24 protein-coding genes, 1 tRNA gene and 3 pseudogenes are annotated in these 21,879 nt (G+C 65.3%); 21 read left to right on the forward strand and 7 right to left on the reverse strand.

Annotation, left to right across the window (positions count from 1 at the left end; genetic code table 11):
* The first annotated feature begins 112 nt into the window (after positions 1–112).
* Positions 113–562 (forward strand): GatB/YqeY domain-containing protein, encoded by a 450-nt coding sequence (locus tag LXM94_RS17780; RefSeq protein WP_235772813.1) that lies wholly within the window; start codon positions 113–115, stop codon positions 560–562.
* On the opposite strand, the gene LXM94_RS17785 is transcribed toward LXM94_RS17780, so the two are convergent.
* A complete protein-coding gene (locus LXM94_RS17785; protein WP_235772814.1) occupies positions 502–738 on the reverse strand; it encodes a hypothetical protein in 237 nt (78 codons plus the stop codon). The two genes, LXM94_RS17780 and LXM94_RS17785, sit on opposite strands and share 61 nt — an antisense overlap.
* A gap of 125 nt (positions 739–863) precedes the next feature.
* On the opposite strand from LXM94_RS17785, the gene dnaG reads away from it, so the two are divergent.
* The 12 genes and pseudogenes from dnaG (at position 864) to LXM94_RS17840 (ending at position 14,491) form a co-directional block, all read left to right on the forward strand.
* Entirely contained in the window at positions 864–2,858 is a 1,995-nt protein-coding gene (dnaG, locus tag LXM94_RS17790; RefSeq protein WP_235772815.1) for a DNA primase, read from the forward strand.
* A 91-nt stretch (positions 2,859–2,949) separates the two neighbouring features.
* Positions 2,950–4,809, forward strand: coding sequence for a DNA helicase RecQ (gene recQ, locus LXM94_RS17795; protein WP_235772816.1), 1,860 nt, complete (start codon positions 2,950–2,952; stop codon positions 4,807–4,809).
* A 60-nt stretch (positions 4,810–4,869) separates the two neighbouring features.
* A pseudogene (locus LXM94_RS17800) lies at positions 4,870–5,325 on the forward strand (GFA family protein).
* Between the two features lie 156 nt (positions 5,326–5,481).
* Positions 5,482–6,669, forward strand: coding sequence for a glycine C-acetyltransferase (locus LXM94_RS17805; protein WP_235772817.1), 1,188 nt, complete (start codon positions 5,482–5,484; stop codon positions 6,667–6,669).
* A gap of 52 nt (positions 6,670–6,721) precedes the next feature.
* Positions 6,722–7,024, forward strand: coding sequence for a toxin-antitoxin system TumE family protein (locus LXM94_RS17810; RefSeq protein WP_235772818.1), 303 nt, complete (start codon positions 6,722–6,724; stop codon positions 7,022–7,024).
* A complete protein-coding gene (locus LXM94_RS17815) occupies positions 6,999–7,358 on the forward strand; it encodes an HVO_A0114 family putative DNA-binding protein (protein WP_235772819.1) in 360 nt (119 codons plus the stop codon). Before LXM94_RS17810 ends, LXM94_RS17815 begins: the two co-directional genes overlap by 26 nt.
* Before the next feature lie 29 nt (positions 7,359–7,387).
* On the forward strand, positions 7,388–8,425 hold the full coding sequence (gene tdh, locus LXM94_RS17820) for an L-threonine 3-dehydrogenase (RefSeq protein WP_235772820.1): 1,038 nt from the start codon (positions 7,388–7,390) through the stop codon (positions 8,423–8,425).
* Positions 8,426–8,825: 400 nt separating this feature from the next.
* Positions 8,826–10,877, forward strand: a complete 2,052-nt coding sequence (rpoD, locus tag LXM94_RS17825; RefSeq protein ID WP_235772821.1) for an RNA polymerase sigma factor RpoD — start codon at positions 8,826–8,828, stop codon at positions 10,875–10,877.
* Between the two features lie 511 nt (positions 10,878–11,388).
* Entirely contained in the window at positions 11,389–12,783 is a 1,395-nt protein-coding gene (gene eglC, locus LXM94_RS17830; RefSeq protein ID WP_235772822.1) for an endo-1,3-1,4-beta-glycanase EglC, read from the forward strand.
* A 21-nt stretch (positions 12,784–12,804) separates the two neighbouring features.
* Positions 12,805–12,987, forward strand: a pseudogene (locus LXM94_RS26305) (alpha/beta-hydrolase family protein); the annotation flags it as partial.
* 117 nt (positions 12,988–13,104) lie between these two features.
* On the forward strand, positions 13,105–13,680 hold the full coding sequence (locus LXM94_RS17835; protein WP_235772823.1) for a transglycosylase SLT domain-containing protein: 576 nt from the start codon (positions 13,105–13,107) through the stop codon (positions 13,678–13,680).
* Positions 13,681–13,864: 184 nt separating this feature from the next.
* On the forward strand, positions 13,865–14,491 hold the full coding sequence (locus tag LXM94_RS17840; RefSeq protein ID WP_235772824.1) for an exopolysaccharide biosynthesis protein: 627 nt from the start codon (positions 13,865–13,867) through the stop codon (positions 14,489–14,491).
* Here LXM94_RS17840 and LXM94_RS17845 read toward each other — a convergent pair.
* A complete protein-coding gene (locus LXM94_RS17845; RefSeq protein WP_235772825.1) occupies positions 14,466–15,380 on the reverse strand; it encodes a LysR substrate-binding domain-containing protein in 915 nt (304 codons plus the stop codon). The genes LXM94_RS17840 and LXM94_RS17845 overlap by 26 nt on opposite strands.
* A 276-nt stretch (positions 15,381–15,656) precedes the next feature.
* On the opposite strand from LXM94_RS17845, the gene LXM94_RS17850 reads away from it, so the two are divergent.
* From LXM94_RS17850 to LXM94_RS17870, 5 genes are all read left to right on the forward strand, one after another.
* Positions 15,657–16,010: a DUF1428 domain-containing protein gene (locus LXM94_RS17850; protein WP_235772826.1), complete on the forward strand. Its 354-nt coding sequence runs from the start codon at positions 15,657–15,659 to the stop codon at positions 16,008–16,010.
* 95 nt (positions 16,011–16,105) lie between these two features.
* The gene (locus tag LXM94_RS17855) at positions 16,106–16,618 is read left to right on the forward strand and encodes a nucleoside deaminase (protein ID WP_235772827.1); all 513 of its coding nucleotides are present in this window, start codon (positions 16,106–16,108) and stop codon (positions 16,616–16,618) included.
* Between the two features lie 31 nt (positions 16,619–16,649).
* Positions 16,650–17,072, forward strand: coding sequence for a secondary thiamine-phosphate synthase enzyme YjbQ (locus LXM94_RS17860; protein ID WP_235772828.1), 423 nt, complete (start codon positions 16,650–16,652; stop codon positions 17,070–17,072).
* Positions 17,073–17,138: 66 nt separating this feature from the next.
* Positions 17,139–17,492 (forward strand): nuclear transport factor 2 family protein, encoded by a 354-nt coding sequence (locus tag LXM94_RS17865; RefSeq protein ID WP_235772829.1) that lies wholly within the window; start codon positions 17,139–17,141, stop codon positions 17,490–17,492.
* A 188-nt stretch (positions 17,493–17,680) separates the two neighbouring features.
* Complete coding sequence (locus tag LXM94_RS17870; RefSeq protein ID WP_235772830.1) at positions 17,681–18,043, forward strand: hypothetical protein; 363 nt, start codon at positions 17,681–17,683, stop codon at positions 18,041–18,043.
* Between the two features lie 153 nt (positions 18,044–18,196).
* On the opposite strand, the gene LXM94_RS17875 is transcribed toward LXM94_RS17870, so the two are convergent.
* Complete coding sequence (locus LXM94_RS17875; RefSeq protein ID WP_235772831.1) at positions 18,197–18,937, reverse strand: SIMPL domain-containing protein; 741 nt, start codon at positions 18,935–18,937, stop codon at positions 18,197–18,199.
* A 154-nt stretch (positions 18,938–19,091) separates the two neighbouring features.
* Between LXM94_RS17875 and LXM94_RS17880 the strand changes: the two genes are divergently transcribed.
* Positions 19,092–19,167, forward strand: a tRNA-Ile gene (locus tag LXM94_RS17880).
* A 200-nt stretch (positions 19,168–19,367) separates the two neighbouring features.
* Here LXM94_RS17880 and LXM94_RS17885 read toward each other — a convergent pair.
* The 4 genes and pseudogenes from LXM94_RS17885 to LXM94_RS17900 all read right to left on the reverse strand — a co-directional run.
* Positions 19,368–19,646 (reverse strand): annotated as a pseudogene (locus tag LXM94_RS17885) (integrase); the annotation flags it as partial.
* Positions 19,540–20,346 carry a site-specific integrase gene (locus tag LXM94_RS17890; RefSeq protein ID WP_235772832.1) on the reverse strand — a complete coding sequence of 269 codons (807 nt, stop codon included), beginning with the start codon at positions 20,344–20,346 and terminating at the stop codon, positions 19,540–19,542. The gene LXM94_RS17890 and the pseudogene LXM94_RS17885, both read right to left, overlap by 107 nt.
* Positions 20,312–20,578, reverse strand: coding sequence for a helix-turn-helix transcriptional regulator (locus LXM94_RS17895; RefSeq protein ID WP_235772833.1), 267 nt, complete (start codon positions 20,576–20,578; stop codon positions 20,312–20,314). Before LXM94_RS17895 ends, LXM94_RS17890 begins: the two co-directional genes overlap by 35 nt.
* Before the next feature lie 10 nt (positions 20,579–20,588).
* Positions 20,589–20,807 carry a helix-turn-helix domain-containing protein gene (locus tag LXM94_RS17900; protein ID WP_080816369.1) on the reverse strand — a complete coding sequence of 73 codons (219 nt, stop codon included), beginning with the start codon at positions 20,805–20,807 and terminating at the stop codon, positions 20,589–20,591.
* A gap of 95 nt (positions 20,808–20,902) precedes the next feature.
* Here LXM94_RS17900 and LXM94_RS17905 point away from each other — a divergent pair, with 95 nt between their 5' ends.
* Together LXM94_RS17905 and LXM94_RS17910 are read left to right on the forward strand one after the other, a co-directional pair.
* The gene (locus LXM94_RS17905; protein ID WP_235772834.1) at positions 20,903–21,313 is read left to right on the forward strand and encodes a helix-turn-helix domain-containing protein; all 411 of its coding nucleotides are present in this window, start codon (positions 20,903–20,905) and stop codon (positions 21,311–21,313) included.
* Complete coding sequence (locus tag LXM94_RS17910; RefSeq protein ID WP_235772835.1) at positions 21,310–21,663, forward strand: hypothetical protein; 354 nt, start codon at positions 21,310–21,312, stop codon at positions 21,661–21,663. Before LXM94_RS17905 ends, LXM94_RS17910 begins: the two co-directional genes overlap by 4 nt.
* Positions 21,664–21,879 lie beyond the last annotated feature (216 nt).

The raw sequence follows: 21,879 nt of genomic DNA on the forward strand, positions 1-21,879 counted from the left end.
TTGCGCAATGTGTTTGATTGCAGCGGCGTTGCTGGTCTATGAGAAAGCCGAAGAACAGGACGTCGGGCCGCTCCGCCTTCCGGCGGCGGACGGCTCGCAACGGAGTAAAATCATGCGCGAGAAACTCGCAAACTGCCTCAAGGACGCGATCAAGGCGAAGGACCAGCGTCGCACCTCGACGGTGCGGTTGATCCAGGCGGCGATCAAGGACCGCGACATCGCAAACCGCGGCATGGGCAAGGATCCGGTCGGAGACGACGACATCATGCTGATCCTCGTCAAGATGATCAAGCAGCGCGAGGAATCCGCGCGCATCTTTGCCGAGAACGGCCGGCCGGAACTGGCAGACCAGGAGCGCCAGGAAATCGTCGTCATCAACCAGTTCCTGCCCGAGCAGATTTCGGAAGACAAGGTCAAGGAACTCTGTGCCTCGATCATCGAGGAGACCGGCTCGCATGGCTTGCGCGACATGGGCCGCTGCATGAACGCGCTGAAAGAGCGCTACGCCGGCCAGATGGACTTCTCCAAGGCCTCCGGCGTGGTGAAGGAACTGTTGAAGTAGCCGATCGCCGGTCGCCTCAACCGCCCCGGCGCCGCATGGGCCATGAGGGACAATCCATAGAGGCGATGGTCGATATGGGTTGTCTCGCCGAACGGCGTGCCGGTCACCGTCAGCAGCAAGTCTGCCGAAATCGCCCCGCTGGCAAGCTCCACCCGAAGGGTGACCCCTGTTGTCACGGGTGCGGCGCCGCGTGACGAGCGACGGCGTCACGCGGCGCCCCCTGTGAATATCCGTGCATAATCTCGTAGCTGTGGCGATCGGTCCCGCACGCGTCTATATGAAGGGATAGCCAGGGGGCATCATGCGCTTTTCCACTTCCTTTCTCGACGAGATCCGCGACCGCGTTCCCATTTCGAACGTGATCGGCCGGCGCGTGACGTGGGACAGGAAGAAGACCAACGTGTCGCGCGGCGACTACTGGGCCTGCTGCCCGTTCCACGGGGAGAAGTCGCCGAGCTTCCACTGCGAGGACCGCAAGGGGCGCTATCATTGCTTCGGCTGCGGCGTAACAGGCGACCATTTCCGCTTCCTGACCGATCTCGACGGCCTCAGCTTTCCCGAGGCGGTACAGCAGATCGCCGACATGGCGGGCGTGCCGATGCCCGCACCCGACGTGCAGGCCGAGAAGCGCGAGAAGGAGCGCATGGGCCTCATCGAGGTCATGGAGATGGCGACGGCCTTCTTCGAGCAGCAGCTCCAGTCCGCAGCCGGTGCCAGGGCGCGGGCCTATCTGCGCGACCGGGGGCTCACCGGCCGCACGATCGAGACCTTCCGCCTCGGCTATGCGCCCGAGAGCCGCAACGCGCTGAAGGAGCATCTCGCGGGCAAGGGCGTGCCGAAGGAGGCGATAGAGGCCTGCGGCCTCGTGGTGCACGGGCCGGACATCCCGGTCTCCTACGACCGCTTCCGTGATCGCATCATGTTCCCGATCCTGTCCTCGCGCGAGAAGGTGATCGCCTTCGGCGGCCGCGCCATGTCGCCGGACGCGCCGGCAAAATACCTGAATTCCAACGAGACGGAGCTCTTCCACAAGGGCAGCGTGCTTTACAACTTCGCCCGTGCGCGCCGCGCCGCGCAGGGCGGCCAGCGCGAGGCGGGCGGCGAAGGCGCGGCGGGCACCATCATCGCCGTCGAGGGCTACATGGATGTGATCGCGCTCTATCAGGCCGGCATCCAGAATGCCGTGGCGCCGCTCGGCACGGCGCTCACCGAAAGCCAGCTCGATCTTCTGTGGAAGATGACGCCGCAGCCGGTGCTCTGCTTCGACGGCGACGGGGCGGGCCTGCGCGCGGCAAACCGGGCCGCCGATCTCGCACTGCCCCACATCAAGCCGGGGCGCACCGTGCGCTTCGCGCTGCTGCCGGACGGCAAGGATCCGGACGATCTCGTGCGTCATGACGGACGGGCGCCCTTCGACCAGGTGCTGGCCCATGCCCGGCCGCTCGCCGAGATGATCTGGATGCGCGAATCGGGCAGCGGCAGCTTCGAGACGCCCGAAAGCCGGGCGGAGCTGGAGGCGCGGCTGCGCCAGATCGTCTCCGTCATCGCCGACGAGGACGTGCGCCGGCATTACCAGCAGGACATGCGCGAGCGCCTCAACACGTTCTTCCGCCCGCCGCAGCGGCAATTCGGCGAGCGCGGCACGTTCCAGCGCCGCTCGGGCGGAGGCAAGGATCGCGGGCAGCAGGGGCCGCGCGCCGCCGGCACCGGCGCCGTCTCGGATCGGCTGGCCCGCTCGGCGCTGGTGCGCGGCGCACAGGAACTTCCGGCGCTGCGCGAAAGCGTGCTGGCGCTGACGATCGTCAACCATCCGGGACTGCTCTTCGAGGAATACGACGATATCGCCGCGATCGAATACGAGAACCGCGACCTGCAGCGCCTGTGGTCGGCCATGCTCGGGATCGCGGGTGCGGTCGGCGCTCGTCTCGATCGGCAACGCCTCGTCGAGGAGCTCGAAGCGACGGGCTTTTCGACGATCCTCGAGGCGCTTGGCCAGCAGATGCGCTATTCCCGCCTCTGGACCGCGACGGCGGAGGCCGCGCCGGAGGATGCCCGCGAGGGCTACCTTCAGGCGCTGGCGCTGCACAAGCGAACCCGCGCGCTCCTCTGGCAGCGTCGAGAGCTGGAGCGAGACCTTGCCGTTGCGACGGAGGAGGGCGACGACGAGCGGGTGCCGCAGATCCTGCGCGCGCTGAACGAGGTGCAGCAGGAGGCCGCCCGCCTGGAGAACCAGGAGGCGATCATCGACGGCTTCGGCGTGCTGTCCGGCCGCGTGAAGGGGCCGGCGAAGGCCTGAACCTTTGGCGGAGCCGTGTCGCAAAATCCGGTCCGGGCGGGTTGTCGCGACCAGCCTTTAGCGCCTACGGTCCGTGCGAAGGGAATCGTGCATGCCGTCCTCGCCAGAACTCTCTGCCCTCTTCGACAGCGCACCGCGCCGACCGATCGACGTCTTGAAGCGCGTCTACGGCTATCCCGCCTTTCGCGGGCGCCAGCAGGCGGTGGTGGAGCATGTGACGGCGGGCGGCGATGCGGTTGTGCTCTTTCCGACGGGCGCCGGAAAGTCGCTCTGCTTCCAGATCCCGGCGCTCTGCCGCGACGGCGTCGGCCTCGTCATTTCGCCGCTGATCGCGCTGATGCGCGACCAGGTGGAGGCGCTGAAGCAGCTCGGCGTCCGCGCCGCGGCGCTCAATTCGTCGCTGTCGCGCGAGGAGGTCTTCGCGGTGCGCGATGCGCTCAGGGCCGGCGCGCTCGACCTGCTCTATGTGACGCCGGAGCGCGTTGTCACCGACGGTTTTTCGGAGATGCTCGCCGGCTGCCGGATCGCGCTCTTCGCCATCGACGAGGCCCATTGCGTCTCGCAGTGGGGCCACGATTTCCGGCCCGAATACCGCGCGCTCGGCCTTCTTGCGGAGCGCTATCCCGGCGTGCCGCGCGTTGCGCTCACGGCGACGGCCGACCCGCACACGCGTGACGACATCATCGAACGCCTGGGACTTGGCGGCGCCGAGGTCTTTGCTACGAGCTTCGACCGGCCGAACATCGCCTATGAGATCGCCGAGCGCGACCAGCCGCGCCAGCAGCTCCTGCGTTTCCTTGCGCGGCATCCGGGCGAAAGCGGCATCGTCTACTGCCTGTCGCGCGCCAAGGTGGAGGACACGGCGGAATGGCTGAACGGGCAGGGCATTCGCGCGCTGCCCTATCACGCCGGGTTCGACCGCGCGGTGCGCGACGCGAACCAGGATGCCTTCCTGAAGGAGGAGGGGCTCTGCCTCGTCGCCACCGTCGCCTTCGGCATGGGCATCGACAAGCCGGACGTGCGCTATGTCGCCCATCTCGACCTGCCGGGCTCGGTGGAAGCCTATTACCAGGAGACGGGCCGCGCCGGCCGCGACGGCCTGCCGTCCGACGTCTGGATGGCCTATGGCACCGCGGACGTGGTGCAGCGCAGCCGCATGATCGGCGAGGGCAGCGCCTCCGACGAGGTGAAGCGCATCGAGCGCGCCAAGCTGAACGCGCTGCTGGCCATCTGCGAGACGGCCGGCTGCCGGCGGCAGGCGATCCTCGCGCATTTCGGCGAGGTTCATCCTGGGCGATGCGGCAACTGCGACACCTGCCGCAACCCGGTCGAGACCTGGGACGGCACCGAGGCGGCGATCACGGCGCTGGCCGCCGTCTACCGCACCGGCGAGCGCTTCGGTGCCGGCCATGTCATCGACGTGCTCACGGGAAACGCGAACGAGAAGACGGAACGCTTCGGCCATACGGAAATGCCGGTCTTCGGCGCCGGCAAGGACATCGCACCGCGCATCTGGCAATCGGTGTTCCGCCAGTTGCTCGCCGCCGGCCTCGTCAGCGTCGATCATGCCGCCTACGGCGCGCTGAAGCTGGAGCCGGAGGCGCGCGCCGTCTTCCGCCGGGAACGGCAGGTGCTGTTCCGCAAGGACCGGCCGCAGGCCGGCAAGAAGGCACGGACGGGATCGTCGGCGGCCGGGCGCGAGCGGTCGAGCCTTTCGGGCGCCGACAAGGACCTGTTCGAGCTGCTACGGGCCGAGCGCCTGGCGATCGCCAAGGAGCTCGACGTGCCGCCCTATGTCATCTTCCCGGATACGACGCTGATCGCGCTCGCCAGGGAGCGGCCGCGCGACCGGGAGGAACTGCTCGACATACCCGGGATCGGCGAGACGAAGCGCGACCGTTTCGGCGATGCGTTCCTGGCGGTCATCGACGGCTTCGTCGACGGCGGCTGACCTTGTAACGAACGGGAAGCGGCGGCCGGCGCGGCTTCGACGGATGCGGGAGGAAAGCAAATGACCGGGTTGAATCTGCCCTTGCACGGGGCATGCCGCTGCGGCCGCGTGACGATCAGGATCAGCGCGCCGCCGCTCATCACCATGGCTTGCCACTGCACCGGCTGCCAGCGCATGAGCGGCAGCGCCTATTCCCTGAGCGCGGCGATCCCGACGGAGGGGTTTGCGGTCGTCGAGGGCGAACCGGTCGTCGCCGGCGCAAACACCGAGGCCGGCCATCATTTCTGCCCGGATTGCATGACCTGGATGTTCACGCGGCCGTAGGGTTTCGACTTCTTCGTCAATGTCCGTCCGACGCTGCTGGACGACACGCGCTGGTTCAGCCCGTTCGTCGAGACCTATACGAGCGAGAAGCTCGGCTGGGCGACGACACCGGCGGTGCACAGCTATGAGAAGTTTCCGCCGATGGAGGACTACGAAGGCCTCGTTGCCGCCTACGCGTCACACGGGCTATGACGCCTCCCCGGCCTGCGTCATGGCAGGGCGCGGACGGCCGCGACAGGGCGGTGCCGGACATGGTATTGCCAATCGCATGGAGGGGCGAACGCGACCGGCGCGAGGACCGGCGGCGCGTCTTGACCCCGATACGGATTTAGAGGGACCCGATCACCCATGAGCTCAGCTTTCATCGCGCATCTGCAATCCGAACTCGAGGCGCTGAAATCCGCCGGCCTCTACAAGTCGGAGCGCGTCATCACCTCCAAGCAGGCGGGCGAGATCGACGTCGCGTCCGGCGCGCGGGTGCTCAATTTCTGCGCCAACAACTATCTCGGCCTTGCCGACAACGACGAGCTTGCCGAAGCCGGCAAACAGGCGCTCGACCGCTACGGCTACGGCATGGCCTCGGTGCGCTTCATCTGCGGCACACAGGAGGAGCACAAGCAGCTCGAAGCCAGGATTTCGTCATTTCTCGGTCTGGAAGACACCATCCTCTATTCCTCCTGCTTCGACGCGAACGGCGGTCTCTTCGAGACGCTGCTCACCGACGAGGACGCCATCATCTCGGATGCGCTGAACCACGCCTCGATCATCGATGGCGTGCGGCTCTCCAAGGCGAAGCGCTTCCGCTACGCCAACAACGACATGGCGGCGCTGGAGGAAGAGTTGAAAAAGGCCGAGGGAAGCCGCTTCAAGCTGATCGCCACCGACGGCGTCTTCTCCATGGACGGCATCATCGCCAACCTCGCGGGGGTCTGCGACCTCGCCGAAAAATACGGCGCCATGGTCATGGTCGACGACAGCCACGCCGTCGGCTTCGTCGGGAGAAACGGCCGCGGTTCGGCCGAACATTGCGGCGTGGAGGGCCGCGTCGACATCATCACCGGCACGCTCGGCAAGGCGCTCGGCGGAGCATCGGGCGGCTACACCTCGGGCAAGCGCGAGGTGGTCGAGTGGCTGCGCCAGCGCTCGCGGCCCTATCTCTTCTCCAACACGCTGGCGCCTGTGATCGCGGCCGCCTCGCTCAAGGTCTTCGACCTGATCGACAATGGCGATGCCCTGCGCGAACAGCTCTATGCCAACGCGGCGCTCTTCCGGGCCGAGATGACGAAACTCGGCTTCACGCTCGCCGGCGAAGGCCACCCGATCATCCCGGTCATGCTGGGCGACGCGACGCTTGCCCAGGCGATGGCAGCGAAGATGCTGGAGAAGGGCGTCTACGTTGTCGGCTTCTCCTTCCCCGTCGTGCCGAAGGGCCAGGCGCGGATCCGGACGCAGATGTCGGCCGCGCACGGCGAGGCGGATGTGCGAAGGGCAATTGCGGTGTTCGAGGCGGTCGGGCGGGAACTGGGTGTGATTTGATGGCGTGATGGCCTGATTTACATCGGCCCCGTTTGATGGCATTCTGACCATCATGAAGGCGACCCTTGTGCACCGGGCGAGGCAGCATCTGCAAGAAGGTGCATTTGTCGAAGTCGTCATCTGGCGCGTCCCGTTGCCGTTGCGGGGCAGCACGCACGGCTTCAAGTATCGCCTGGCTCTGGTGGTCGATGGCGCTTGTGTCATGCGTTTCGATGACGAGGCGGGCAAGGGCGACCACAAGCATGTCGATGGCCGCGAGACTGCCTACGCATTTCGAGGCGTCGATGCACTTTTCGTGGATTTTGCGGCAGAGGTGAAAGGATGGTTCGATGGCAACGCTCGAAGTGACGATTGATAGCCTCGGCGAGACTCTGGCGAGAGCGGCCGAGGCGTGGAAAGCGGCGGAGCGTGTCGGGGAGCCTGCGACCGCCTCGACACTGTCCTTTGCCTCTTGGGACAATCTGCATCGCGTGCTTTCACCGAAGCGGCTCGAGATCGTGCGCGCGATGACGGGTCGGGCGCCGCTCAGCATCCGCGAGGTGGCGCGCCGCGTCGGGCGCGATTTCAAGAGCGTGCACGGCGATGTCGACATGTTGTGGCGCAACGGGGTGATTGACAAGGCAGAGCGCGGTGTAGTGTTTCCCTATGACCGCATCCATATCAATTTCGAGATCGACGCAGCCGCCTGACGGCGCCGTCTCGCCTTTCGAGGACAGCCATGACCAACATGATGCGCGCGCTCGTCAAGTCGAAACCGGAGGTCGGCCTGTGGATGGAACATGTGCCGGTTCCGGAGGTCGGGCCGAACGACGTGCTGATCCGCGTGAGAAAGTCGGCGATCTGCGGCACCGACGTGCATATCTGGAACTGGGACCACTGGGCGCAGAAGACGATTCCCGTGCCGATGGTCGTCGGCCATGAGTTCGTCGGCGAGATCGCCGAGATCGGGTCGGCGGTCACCAAGTACCATGTCGGCGAACGCGTCTCGGGCGAGGGTCACATCGTCTGCGGAAAGTGCCGCAACTGCCGCGCCGGCAGAGGGCATCTCTGCCACTACACGCAGGGTGTCGGCGTCAACCGGCCCGGCTCCTTCGGCGAATATGTCTGCATTCCGGAGCACAATGTCGTGCCGATCCCGGACGACGTGCCGGATGAGGTCGCGGCGATCTTCGACCCGTTCGGCAATGCCGTGCACACCGCGCTGTCCTTCGATCTCGTCGGCGAGGACGTGCTGGTGACCGGGGCCGGCCCGATCGGCATCATGGGGGCGATGGTGGCGAAACGCTCGGGCGCCCGCAAGGTCGTCATCACGGACATCAATCCGGTCCGCCTCGATCTCGCGCGCAAGGTCGGCATCGACTACGTGGTCGACGCCGCGAAGCAGGATCTCGCCGAGGTGATGACCGAGATCGGCATGACGGAGGGGTTCGATGTCGGCCTCGAAATGTCGGGCGCGCCGCCCGCCTTCCGCTCGATGATCGACACGATGAACAACGGCGGCAGGATTGCGATCCTCGGCATCGCGCCGGATGGCTTCGGCATCGACTGGAACAAGGTCATCTTCAAGATGCTGACGCTTAAGGGCATTTACGGCCGCGAGATGTTCGAGACCTGGTACAAGATGATCGCCTTCGTGCAGGGTGGCCTCGACCTTGCGCCGATCATCACGCACCGCATCCGCATCGATGATTTCCGCGACGGTTTCGAGGCGATGCGATCCGGCAATTCGGGCAAGGTGGTGATGGATTGGATGTGACACCGACCGGGAATCACCGCCCGTGCGGCGGCCGGGCTCTTGTCTTTCGGCCGGACTTTCCTACATCTGCTGCATGCCCGTAACCGGCGGCTCTCGCCGCGGAACGATGAATCGCACCGTTTTCGTGGTTTTTTGCCGGAAAAGCTTGACGGAACCAAAAAATCTGGGAATCACCATCTTTGGCACAGGTGGAATGGGTACGGCGGATCGGGAAATCATGTCAATCATGTTGCCGAGGCAACATCGCCACGCTTGCCCAGCACACAGCGTGGTTAATCGGGATTTAATTGTCATTCCATTAGGTCGATGAGCTGATTGGCGGGACGGACGCCCGAGGGCGACTGTCCGCGCAGTCTCATACAGTCCGATGAACTGGATGCTTCAGGAAAGCGAAGATTAGATGGCGACAAAGGTCAAAGAGAACGAGGAAGCCGAAACCGAGCGCGAAGGTGCGACCGACGGCCCGCTTCTCGATCTGTCCGACGACGCGGTCAAGAAGATGATCAAGGCCGCCAAGAAGCGCGGCTACGTGACCATGGACGAGTTGAACTCGGTGCTGCCCTCGGAGGAGGTCACCTCCGAGCAGATCGAGGACACGATGGCCATGCTTTCGGACATGGGCATCAATGTCGTTGAGGACGAGGACGCGGAAGAGGCGACCCAGTCCGACGACGAGGACAGTGCCGACGACAACGAGAGCGAAGGCGGCGAGCTGACAAGCTCCGGCGGCACGGCGCTTGCCGCGGCCAAGAAGAAGGAGCCGACGGATCGCACCGACGATCCGGTGCGCATGTATTTGCGCGAGATGGGCTCGGTCGAGCTCCTGTCGCGCGAGGGCGAGATCGCGATCGCCAAGCGCATCGAGGCCGGCCGCGAGACGATGATCGCGGGCCTCTGCGAGAGTCCGCTGACGTTCCAGGCGATCATTATCTGGCGCGACGAGCTGAACGAAGGCCAGACGCTGCTGCGCGAGATCATCGACCTCGAGACGACCTATTCCGGTCCCGAGGCGAAGGCCGCACCGCAATTCCAGAGTCCCGAGAAGATCGAGGCCGACCGCAAGGCGGCCGAGGAGAAGGAAAAGAACCGCAAGGTTCGCAGCGCCACCGACGACGACATCACCAATGTCGGCGGCGATGGCCTGCCGCCGGAAGAAGAGGAAGAGGACGACGACGAGTCGAACCTTTCGCTCGCCGCCATGGAAGCGGAGCTGCGTCCGCAGGTCATGGAGACGCTCGACACGATCGCCGAGACCTACAAGAAGCTGCGCAAGCTGCAGGACCAGCAGGTGGAGGCCCGTCTTGCCGCTACCGGCACGCTGTCGCCCGCCCAGGAGCGCCGCTACAAGGAACTGAAGGACGAGCTGATCACGGCGGTCAAGTCGCTGTCGCTCAACCAGAACCGTGTCGACAGCCTCGTCGAGCAGCTCTACGACATCAACAAGCGCCTCGTGCAGAACGAGGGCCGCCTGCTGCGTCTCGCCGAAAGCTACGGCGTCAAGCGCGACAGCTTCCTGGAGCAGTACAACGGCGCCGAGCTCGATCCGAACTGGATGAAGTCGATCGCCAACCTGGCCGCCAAGGGCTGGAAGGAATTCGCGAAGAACGAGAACTCGACGATCCGCGACATCCGCCAGGAGATCCAGAACCTGGCCACCGAGACCGGCATTTCCATCTCGGAATTCCGCCGCATCGTGCACATGGTGCAGAAGGGCGAACGCGAGGCGCGCATCGCCAAGAAGGAGATGGTGGAAGCCAACCTCCGTCTCGTCATCTCGATCGCCAAGAAATACACGAACCGCGGCCTGCAGTTCCTCGACCTCATCCAGGAAGGCAATATCGGCCTGATGAAGGCCGTCGACAAGTTCGAGTATCGCCGCGGCTACAAGTTCTCGACCTATGCCACCTGGTGGATCCGGCAGGCGATCACCCGCTCGATCGCCGACCAGGCGCGCACGATCCGCATTCCGGTGCACATGATCGAGACGATCAACAAGATCGTGCGCACCTCGCGCCAGATGCTGCACGAGATCGGCCGTGAGCCGACGCCGGAGGAACTGGCCGAGAAGCTCGCCATGCCGCTCGAGAAGGTCCGCAAGGTCCTGAAGATCGCCAAGGAGCCGATTTCGCTCGAAACCCCCGTAGGTGACGAAGAGGATTCGCATCTCGGCGATTTCATCGAGGACAAGAACGCGCTTCTGCCGATCGACGCCGCCATCCAGGCGAACCTGCGCGAGACGACGACCCGCGTTCTCGCCTCGCTGACGCCGCGCGAGGAACGCGTGCTGCGCATGCGCTTCGGCATCGGCATGAACACGGACCACACGCTCGAGGAAGTCGGACAGCAGTTTTCGGTCACCCGCGAACGCATCCGGCAGATCGAGGCGAAGGCGCTCCGCAAGCTCAAGCATCCGAGCCGGAGCCGCAAGCTCCGTTCGTTCCTCGACAGCTGAGCCTGCCTCGCACCAGGCTGTACGGAAGCCGGGCTCGCGCCCGGCTTTTCCGTTTCATGCGCAGCCCTTTTGCGTGGCGCCCCTCGGCCCGCGGCGGGCCTTTCCCCAAAATTCCGAGCGCGGCGCGCGCGCCGGCGCGGCCCGCGGCCTGATGGTGGCCGGCATCGCGTTGAATTCGTTCGGTAAAGTTCGGCGACGCGTCGCTTCCTTCCGGCAGGAATTCGGCGAAGAGGGTTGCCGGGCCCTTAACCCGGATGGCCGGCGTGTGCCGCGGCGGAGCAGGTTGCCGGACAATTCGGCCGTGCGCCGCGGACCGAAACTGGCGCCAAGCGGCTGTTTTCTCCGACATATTAGCCTCCTTGCCGTCCGAAGGGCGCGCGCGGGCCATCCGCCGCCTGCAGGTCGTCGCCGATTGGACCCGTCCCGGGGCCGCTGCTAGCCTTCGCCCGTTCCAGTGCAACAAGAGGGCGCGCGCCGGGGAGGAGCGGCCGCCCGCGACGGAGATGGAAGAATGGCCGGAAGCATCCTGAACGCCCTCGGCGTACCCCTCTACTACAGCGGCAGTTCCACGGCGTGGTTTTCCGCGACGGGCTCCGGCCCGCAGCTCTACGGCACGGCCGGCAACGATTCCATGTGGGGCGACAGTGCCGTCGACGTGACGATGATCGGCGGGACGGGCGACGACATCTACTACCTCTACTCCGGGATCAATCGGGCCCAGGAGGACGAAGGGGAGGGGATCGACACGATCTCCACCTGGATGAGCTACACGCTGCCGGAGAATTTCGAGAACCTCAGGGTCACCGGCAGCGGCCGCTATGCCTTTGGCAACGACCTCGACAACATCATCACCGGCGGCTCCGGCAGCCAGACGATCGACGGCGGGGCGGGCAACGATGTGCTGATCGGTGCCGGCGGGGCGGACATTTTTCTCATCGCCGGCGGCAACGGCAGCGATCTCATCGTGGATTTTGGCGCCGACGACACGTTGCGTCTCGACGGTTACGACCTGACGTCCTTCGAGCAGGTCCAGGCGGCGATGACGCAGGAGGGCGACGATGTCCGGCTGGCGCTCGGCAACGGTGAAAGCGTCGTCTTCGCCGACACGACGATCGCCGACTTCCGGGCCGGCCAGTTCCGGATGGCGCTCGACCGTTCGGCGCTGACCGAGACCTTCGTCGACACGTTCGACGCGCTGAGCCTCACCGACGGCACGGCCGGAACCTGGGACGCGAAGTTCTGGTGGGCGCCGGACAAGGGCGCATCGCTCACCGGAAACGGCGAACTGCAATGGTACATCAACCCGGCCTACGAGCCGACGTCGTCGGTCAATCCGTTCTCGGTACGGAACGGCGTGCTGACCATCACGGCGAAGGAGGCGCCGGAGGACATCCGCTCCGCCATAGACGGCTACGAATACACGTCGGGCATGCTGACCACCCATTCTTCCTTCGCCCAGACCTACGGCTATTTCGAGATCCGCGCCGACATGCCGGACGAGCAAGGCACATGGCCTGCCTTCTGGCTCCTGCCGGCCGACGGCTCCTGGCCGCCGGAGCTCGACGTCGTCGAGATGCGCGGCCAGGATCAGAACACGGTTCACGTCACCGTGCATTCGAACGAGACCGGCGAGCGCACGACGACCTCCACCGCCGTCAGCGTCGACGGCACGGAGGGTTTCCACAGCTACGGCGTTCTGTGGACGCCGGAAAAGATCGTCTGGTACTTCGACGACGTCGCGGTCGCGAGCGCCGACACGCCGGACGACATGCACGACCCGATGTACATGATCGTCAACCTCGCCGTCGGCGGCACGGCCGGCGTGCCGGATGACGGGCTCGAGGACGGCGCAGAGCTGAAGATCGACTATATCCGCGCCTATTCTCTCGACGACTGGCTGATGTGAGCGTCGCCCGCAGACGATCCTGTCATCTTCGACGATCCCCATTTCCTCTGCCGCAGGCCCGTCTGGATGGCGGTGCCGCGCGGGCCGGACGTGTCGGAGGACCTCACCCGGTATCCGGTCGCCAGCTTCCCGCAGACCACCCCCGACATGGTGCCCGCCACGGCCTCGCCGACGGGCTTTCGGCCGGGGACATCGTGCGCCTGAAGTTCCGCGCCGGACGCCGAGCGAGGCCCGCACGTTTCCTGCGCGATCCTTCCAGTTCGACTAAAAACCGATCCTTAAGATTTACGCTTCATAAATCTCTCAAACGAGAGGTTAGCGATGCGTTGCGTTTTGATCGTCCTCCTCCTGTTGCTCGCCGGCTGCGGCTCCGTGCCGCGCGACACGCGCAATGCCTGCGCGGTGTTCGAGCAACGCGACGGCCTGTTCGACAACTGGCGGCGGGCGGCCTATCGGGCCGAACGCGAATACGGCGTGCCCGTGCCCGTGCTGATGGCGACGGTCTACGCCGAATCGGGCTTCCGCCACAATGCGCGGCCGCCGCGCCGCAAGCTGCTCGGCTTCATTCCCTGGAAACGGGCCTCGAGCGCTCTCGGCTATTCGCAGGCACTCGACGGTACCTGGTCGCGCTACAAGCGCATCACGGGCCGCTGGACCGCGAGCCGCACCGATTTCGGCGACGCCATCCGCTTCATCGCCTGGTACCATCACCAGAGCCACCTGAAGAACGGTATCGCCCGCAACGACACCTACCGGCTCTACATTGCCTATCACGAGGGCCATGCGGGCTATGCGCGGGGTCGCTGGAGCGCGCCGGCGAAGCAGGGTGCGGCCCGCGCCTCCAAGATCGCGGCACAGTATTCCCGGCAGCTGCGCGACTGCGGCTCCTGGTTCTAGGGTGCACACCCTCGACACCCCGCGTGGTGGTTTTCGGAGCCGGCGGTCGCGGCAGGGTCCCTTTGCCGGGTGCTTCAAACTTTTTCCGCTTTTCTGGAGGACAGCACGGCAGGTTCCGTGCTTATGCTGCGGTGCGGGAAAGAAGCGGCGCGGTCGGCGCCGCACGGATGCGGAGACTTCTTTCATGGAATCGATCGAGTTCCAGGATACGGAACAGAGCACGAGCCAGACCCTGCGCAGGGTGCTCCAGGGGCTGAAGAGCGAGACGGTGACGCTGCGCGAACTGATCGTCGCGATGGGCGAGCAGGGGCTGCTGCTGCTCTGCGTCTTCCTCTGCCTGCCCTTCCTGTTCCCGGTCTCCATTCCCGGCGTGTCGACGGTGTTCGGCGCCGGCATCGTGCTGATCTCGCTCGCCATCACCGTCAACCGCATGCCCTGGCTGCCGGCGGCGATCGCCGACCGTGCCATCTCGGCGGAAAAGCTCCGGCCGACGCTGGAGCGCGGCATCTCGCTCGTCGCCGGCATGGAGCGTTACGTGCGGCCGCGGCTCTCGCTTCTGGTGCACGGCGCGGCGGTCAACCGCTTCAACGGCTTTGCCATGCTGATGGGCGGCGTGCTGCTGATGGCGCCGCTTGGGCTCATTCCCTTCTCCAACACGCTGCCGGCGCTCGCCGTGCTGCTTCTCGCCGGCGGCATCGCGCAGCGCGACGGGCTCTTCGTCGCCGGCGGCTATGCAATGCTGGTCGCGACCGTCGTCTATTTCGGCGTTCTGGCGCTGCTCGCCGTCATGGCGGGCCGCTCGCTGCTGTAACCGCCCGGAATGCCTGTTCCAGCCAGGCCGCGAAGGCGGCGGCCGCGTCGGGCAGGCGGTCGAAGCGGCGGGCCACGAGGAAATAGGCGCCGTGCGGCACCGCGGTTGCGAAGGGCCGCATGAGCCGCCCGGCGGCAACGTCGTCGGCGACGAACAGCGTATCCGCCAGCGCCACGCCCTGCGCGCGCAACGCCGCCTGCAGCACGAGTGCGCCGTCCGTATAGACGTGGCCGTCCTGCGCGCCCGGCGGTTTGCCGGTGCCCGTCGCGGCGAACCAGCGTGCCCAGAGGTCACGGTTCTCCTCGTGCAGCAGCGGATGGCGCATCAGGTCCTGCGGGCGGACGATCGCGCCGCCGGTCCGCTGGAGATCCGGGTGGAGCACCGGCGTGAGGTGGACGTCGACAAGACGGCGCGCCTCGACGCGCGGCCAGCTGCTCTGGCCGGTGCTGTGGCGGATGGCGAGCACCGGCTCGCTGCCGCGAAACCCGATGGGCCGCGGATCGGCATCGAGCACCACGTCGACGCCCGGATGAAGCGCCTGAAAGCGCATGAGGTTCGGCACGAGCCAGCAGGCGGCGAAGGACGGTTCGGCGCTGACGGTGACGCGCGGCCGGGCCGGCGCGTCCTTCAAGTCCTCGAGGCTCTGGTCGATCGCATCGAAGGCGCCCGTCAGCACGGAAAGCAGGCTGCGGCCCGCCTCGCTCAGGCGGACGCGGCGATGCAGCCGCTCGAACAGCGGCCGGCCGAGCAGCGCCTCCAGTTCGCGGACCTGCCGGCTGACGGCGGCCTGCGAGATGAAAAGCTCGTTCGCCGCCTCGGTGAAGCTCTCGCGCCGGCCGGCGACTTCGAAGGTGCGCAGGGCGGTCAGCGGCAGGCGTCCGCGTTTCATGGATAACCTCAAGTCATTCGACGCCGACGATAAGCTCGTTTGAACGCGCGACGCAAGCGGCGTCCAATGGTCGCCATGGAGGTGCGATCATGCTTGCCGCAATCTGTGAGACCCTGATGGATGCCATCCGCGTCCTGACCTTCCAGCCCCGCCGCCACCCGCGGGCCGGCGGGCCTGCCGGTCCTTCGGCCCGGTGATAGATGTTTCTCCGTTGCCTGTCGGTCGACAACCGTCTCGTGCGTCCTATGTCACGTCAGACGATGGAGGAGGCGGAGCATGACCTATGTCGACGGGTTCATTCTGGCCGTGCCGGCGGCCAGGCTGAAGGACTACAAGCGCATCGCCGCCGTGGCAGGCGAGGTGTGGATGGAACACGGGGCGCTGAGCTACGTGGAATGCGTCGGCGACGAGGTGCCCTACGGAGAGATCACCTCCTTTCCCCGCGCGGTGCTTGCGACCGACGACGAGGTCGTGATCTTCGCCTGGATCACCTACCGCTCGCGCGCCGAGCGCGACGCCATCAACAGGAAGGTCATCGAGGACCCCCGCCTTTCCGGCGACGAATGGACGACGATCTTCGACGGCAAGCGCATGATTTTCGGCGGCTTCCAGGCCTTCCTGGAGAAATGAGCCCGGCGGGCAGGCGCTGCCTTGCCGCGTCCGTTGCGTCATGGCAGGGTGCGCTCCGGCGGGTGCGGAGCGCGCGACACGGGCGTTGGTGCGGGATGACGGACGGCGGTGACGAGGAGATGATGGGCCACGCGCTCGGCGAAGCGCGCGCCGCGCTGGCGGAGGGCGTGTTTCCGGTCGGAGCGGTGCTCGCGGCCGGCAGCCGCGTGCTCGGCCGGGCGCGCAAGACCATGGCGTCGAACCATCTCGGCCATGCGGAGATGAACCTTTTCCAGGCGGTCTTCGCCGGCCGCTACAGCTTTGGCCACGCGGACGGGCTGACGCTCTACACGACGCTCGAACCCTGCATCATGTGCTTCGGCACGCTGCTGCACCTGCCGATTGCCCGGCTCGTCTACGCGATGGAGGACGGCTATGGCGGCTGCGCCGCCGTGGCGCTCGCCAACCCGCCACCGCGCCATGCGGCGCGGGTGCTCGATGTGAGCGGCGGCGTCTGCCGGGAAGAGGCGCGCGCGCTCTTCGCCGCATTTCTGCTGACGACGGGGGAATCGTTCTGGCGGAAGGGCGGCGCGCCGGAACTCCAGGCCGCCGTTCTCGCCGGCCGCTGACCGAGCCGCAACGACAGACCGGAGAAGGCAGATGCCGCAGAAGCAGGTCACCATCGCGACGCGCGGGCAGGGACTGTATGAATTCACCGCCGAGGCGGCCGCCTTCGTGCGGCAGGCGGGGCGGGAGGAGGGCCTGCTCACTGTCTTCGTCCGGCACACGTCCTGCTCGCTCCTGATCCAGGAGAATGCCGATCCGGACGTCCGGCGCGATCTCGACCAGTTCTTCCGCCGCCTGGTGCCGCCCTCCGACGATCCGGCCATGGGCTGGGTGGTGCACACGCTGGAGGGGCCGGACGACATGCCGGCGCATATCAAGGCGGCGCTGACGCAGACCTCGATCGGCATCCCCGTGACCGGCGGGCGGCTTGCGCTCGGCACCTGGCAGGGGCTCTATCTCTTCGAGCATCGCGACCGGCCGCACCGGCGCGACATCGTGCTCCATCTCGGCCCGTGAGGGAACCCTGCCGCCGGGTCCGACGTTGCATGCCGCCAGTCCGCAAGACCAGTCCGGGAGGAAACCATGGCCGACATCACAGACCGTTCGCTCGCTTTCGTGGAGGCACTGAACCGCCGCGATTATGAGCAGATCGCCGCGCTGGTGGACGAGGATGTGGCGATCGACGGCTTCGGCTCGGGCATGGACAATGGCCGCGGGGCGCTGCGCGCGCGGCTCGCCGGGCATTTCAGCATGCATGACGAGCGCTACGGGGATGCGCTGGTGCTGTCGGCCGACGGCGAAGGTGTCACCGTCGTGCGTCTTACGGTGCGCGGCGAGACGGCCTCCGGCCCCGCGTCGCACGAACGGCTGCTGCTGCTGGAATGGGACGGCGAGCGCGTCGCGCGCCTGGCGCTCTTCGGTCGCGCGGGGGCGTAGTCGTGTTCCCGCTGATCCGACAGAACCGGCCCCGCAAGCGAGGGACGAGCATGGGCCGGCGCGGCTGAACGGTTGTTGAACGCCCGGTTCCGCCGGCGTTCAGCCGCCGGCGCCTATCGTCGGTTCAATCGCTGCCGGGGCCGGGGGAGAACGGACCGGAGCGGGCGAACCAACCGGAGAAGACCGCCATGTCCAGCATCCTCACCAGAACCCTTGCCGCCCTGGCGCTCTGCCTCGGCGCCGCCACCGCCGCCGTGCCGGCGGCATCCGCCGCGAGCCTCGATGTCCGCGTCGAGACCGTCGGCTATCGCCACGGCTATCACGGCGGCCACCATGACGGCCATTGGGGCGATCGTCCCCGCTACGATCGCGGCTATCGCGGGCGCTGCGAGCCCTGGCGTGCCGTCGAGAAGGCGCGGTACCACGGCCTGCGTTATGCCCGCGTGGCGCGCGTGACGCCGCACCGCGTCATCGTCGACGGGCGCCGCTACGGCCGCTGGGCGACGATCGGCTTCGCCAACGTGCCGCGCTGCCCCGTGCTGTGGCGCTGAGGCCTGCCGGGCGGGCGCCGTCTCGCCGTTCGGCCGCGCATCAAGGAAAATCCCCGCGGGCACACCGCGGGGATTTCGGTTTCTGTGGCGGTTCCGGCCATGTCTTCATGCCGAGGCGGACATCGATCGCACGGGATCGCCCGAAAGGCGGCGTCAGCCGCCGAGCGAGAAGGTCATTGTCACGGTGACGCTGTAGCTGTTTTCGCCGGCGGCGACGGGAACCGCCTCGGCGGCGAAGTCCTTCGCCATGGCCCGCATCATCGGCATCGGCTGCGGCTGGCTCACCGTCTCGTCGATCTCGAGGATCCTGCCGAGGCCGATGCCGGCGGCGTCCGTCAGTTCCTTCGCCTTGGCCATGGCGTCGGCGACGGCCTTGCGCCGCGCCTCGCTCAGGGCGCCCGCCGGATCGTCGTTGACGAAGCGGATGGCGCCGCCCTGGTTGACGCCCATCGTCACAGACCGGTCGATGATCGTCCCGAGTTTGTCGAGGTCGCGCACGCGCAGGCTCACCGTGTTCGCCACCTGGAAGCCGGTCAGCACCGGCGGCTGGTTCTCGCCCGTGCTGCTTTGCGGATAATGGTACTGCGGATTGATGCTGAAGCCCGAGGTCTGCAGGTCGCGCTCGGCGATGCCGGCCTCCTTGAGGGCGGACAGCACCTCGGCCATCGCCTTGCTGTTGGCGTCGAGCGCCTCGCGCGCCGTCTTGCCGTCCTTGACGACGCCGAGCTCGATCAGCGCCATGTCGGGCGTGACCGACGCCTCGCCCACGCCGGTGACGGTGACGACCGGCTCGCGCGGGCGCGCCTCCTGCGCGAAGGCGGCGGGTGCCGCGCCGGCAAGCGAAAGCGCAAGAAAGCCGGCGCCGACGGCGCGGCCGAAGGGGAAATGCGGCATGGATGTCTCCGTATCGGTCTTGATTGTCCCTCGTCCGCTTCATCCGCTTTGATTGTGTAAGCAATGCGGCAGCGCTTGTCCGCCCGGCGGATTTCGTCTAGACGGAACGGGCCGGACGGACCGCCATTGCCCCCCGGCACCGGACCTTCCGGACGGGCCTGTAGCTCAATGGTCAGAGCCGGCGGCTCATAACCGCTTGGTTGGGGGTTCGAGTCCCTCCGGGCCCACCATTTCTGTCTTCGGACGTTGTTTTTCCATCGTTTTTTCCTCGATTTGTCTCACCGGAATTCCGGTTCGATGAAAGTGGGACATTTTTGCGGGCCACGTAGGTTTTCCGACGCTCGAAACCGGCATCGATAATCCGCTTGGATTGGGCGGCTTTGGTGTAGTGCTGCGCCATCTTGGAATCAGACCAGCCAAAGATCGCCATCAATTGATGTTCTGTAGCACCTGCCTCGGCGAGGATCGTTGCGGACGCTTTTCTGAGGCCGTGCGACGAGCATTCCGGCAAATCGGCATCGTTGCACCACTGGCGCATCTTGTTGCCGAAGCCGTTCCCGCTGAACGCCTTGCCGTATTCGGTTATAAGGAAGGTCGGCTGATCATGCGTGATCGCGTCCAGCGCCTCGCGGAGCTCGTCTGTGACAGGCAGGCTGAGCGACTGTGCATAATTTGCCGGAACCTTTCTCCGGTATGAACTCGATGCGATCGGCGACCAGGTTCCGCCAGCCGAGCTTGACGAGGTCCGAGCGTCTGACGCCCAAATTCAGCATCAGTTCCATTGCAAGCCGGGCCATAGAGCCGAACGGATAGGCTGCGCGATAGCGCGCCAGTTCCGCTTCGCTCCAGGTGTGGAAACCGGGAGACTTATGGATTTTCGTGACACCGTTCGCGGGATTGAAGGTCGCCAGCTCGGCGCTGATAGCCCAATTGAACAACGCCTTCAGATACTTCACCAGCTTGTCGGCTGCGCCGGGCGTGCCGCTGCGCTTCATCTGGCTGGCTTCAATGTCTGATTTGCGGATCTTCTTGAAGGGCAGTTCGCCCACATTGCTGCAATAGCGATTGAGAACGCTCTTCTTGTCCTTCTGCGTGGCCGGCGACTGGCTCTGAAACGCCTTGGACCGATAATAGGTCTCGACCAGCCAGCGAACCGAGCCCGGCTCCAGTCTAGAAATCTGGACCGCCTTTTCACCACGATCGCCAGCCAGGACGCGGTGATATTCCTCGGCAAACGCTTGGGTGACGCTGCCCGCCTCGTCCAGATAGGTGGAGGTCATACGATACTTCGGCATGCCTGGCAGGCGGAGATAGAACCGCTCGTTGCCGTGCCGGTCGATATCCCGCGAGCAATATTTGAAGGGGACGCGCTGATTACCCGACCGCGTAATCAAACGGGTTTTCGCCATCGTCTTCGTCTCCGCTCAAGCCGTGTTCTTTGATGTCGTACCAGGACGCCCGGATTTCCTCGGCATCCCAACGGCGCAACGCGCCGATCTTCACGCCTTTCGGCATAAGGCCACGGCGGACCCAGTCGTCAAAGGTCCCCGTCGAGACATCCAGAAGCTCCGCCGCACGGACGCGGCTGACCGCGAATTTGTAGAGCGGTCGCGGGGCTAACGTTTCAGCTTGCTGCTTCATATGCCGCTCCTCACGCTCTGGAGGCGTTGTCAGCAAGCGCCAAAGCCTTCTGCTTGGGCTCGACCATATTCGCCGCAAGATACTCATCCACGGCGTTTTCCGGCAGGAACAGGCTTCCGCCAATCCGGACATGACGGATTTCTTGCTTGGCGATCAGGTTCCGGATGCGAGCGACCGGCCATCCGGAACGATCAGCCAATTGCTTCGGTGATAAAAGCTGAGATTGCATAACTGCTCAACTCCATAGAGATAATTCGACACGAGACAGAACGAATCATATAATCGCGCTGGGCGCAACACTTTTATCGCATTTAAGATATTTCGATGCAAGATGGATTCATGGAGGCAATGGGGCAACGGCTGGGGAAAATCCGCAAGGATTCCGGGTTAAAGCAGGTGCCCTTTTCCGAAGCGCTTGAGGTGTCGCAAAGCGCTTACAACACCTACGAGCGCGGAAATCGCGAGATACCGGCAAAAATTCTCCGGCTTCTGCATGTTAAATTCAATGTGAACCCCGTGTGGATGCTAACGGGGGAAGGAAGCCCGTACAATCGGGACACCGTCGATCTGTATCACCAGGTCACGGGGGCGGTTGACGCTTTCATCGCAAGAGAAAACTGTCAGGTGGAACCGGACAAGCGCTTGAAGCTCATCCGGTTCCTGATCGACTACGCCGAACAACACGGCGAATTCACAGAGGAAATTGCAGAAAAATATCTGAGGTCAGCGATATGAGTAAATCGAGCTTCGAAGAGCAGATAATGCAGGGCGTGTACGTGCTCGGTCGCCAGCGCGACCAACTGGCAACCGAAAGGCGCAAGTTGGCAAGGCAATTGCGCTATGCCCGACATTCGGCCCGGCTTACGAGCCTTTCAAAGCAATACGATTTCGGGATGGTCTTCTTCGCTGCAATGGGAGCCGTTTCGCTCATTTTGTTCGATGCAAACAGTGGATCCGATGCTTGGGTGAACCCTGTGCTGAGCTTGTCGCTGATGCTGTTCGCCTGCGGTAGCGCCGTCAGAGGCCGAAAGATGGTCAGCCGGATCAGGTACGTCCATGATCGGTTCGGAAAATGGTCGATGTAGCCTTGTGCAGGGCAAACAGATAAGAACGCCGATGCGCGAGTCGGCGTTTTCTTGACTCCCTGCAAAAAGATGTGATTTCCTACACCATGTGTGGGAGCGAAACGGTTACTTAACCAAAATTCGCTAAAGAATACAGAAGTCTGGCCGTTCTGTGTCTGGCGGACGACTGCAAGGTCTTGTTCTGTGACGCGGAATTTGCGTCAGAAGACAGGATCG

This window comes from Rhizobium alarense (assembly GCF_021555155.1).
GTDB classification, from domain to species: domain Bacteria; phylum Pseudomonadota; class Alphaproteobacteria; order Rhizobiales; family Rhizobiaceae; genus Rhizobium_D; species Rhizobium_D alarense.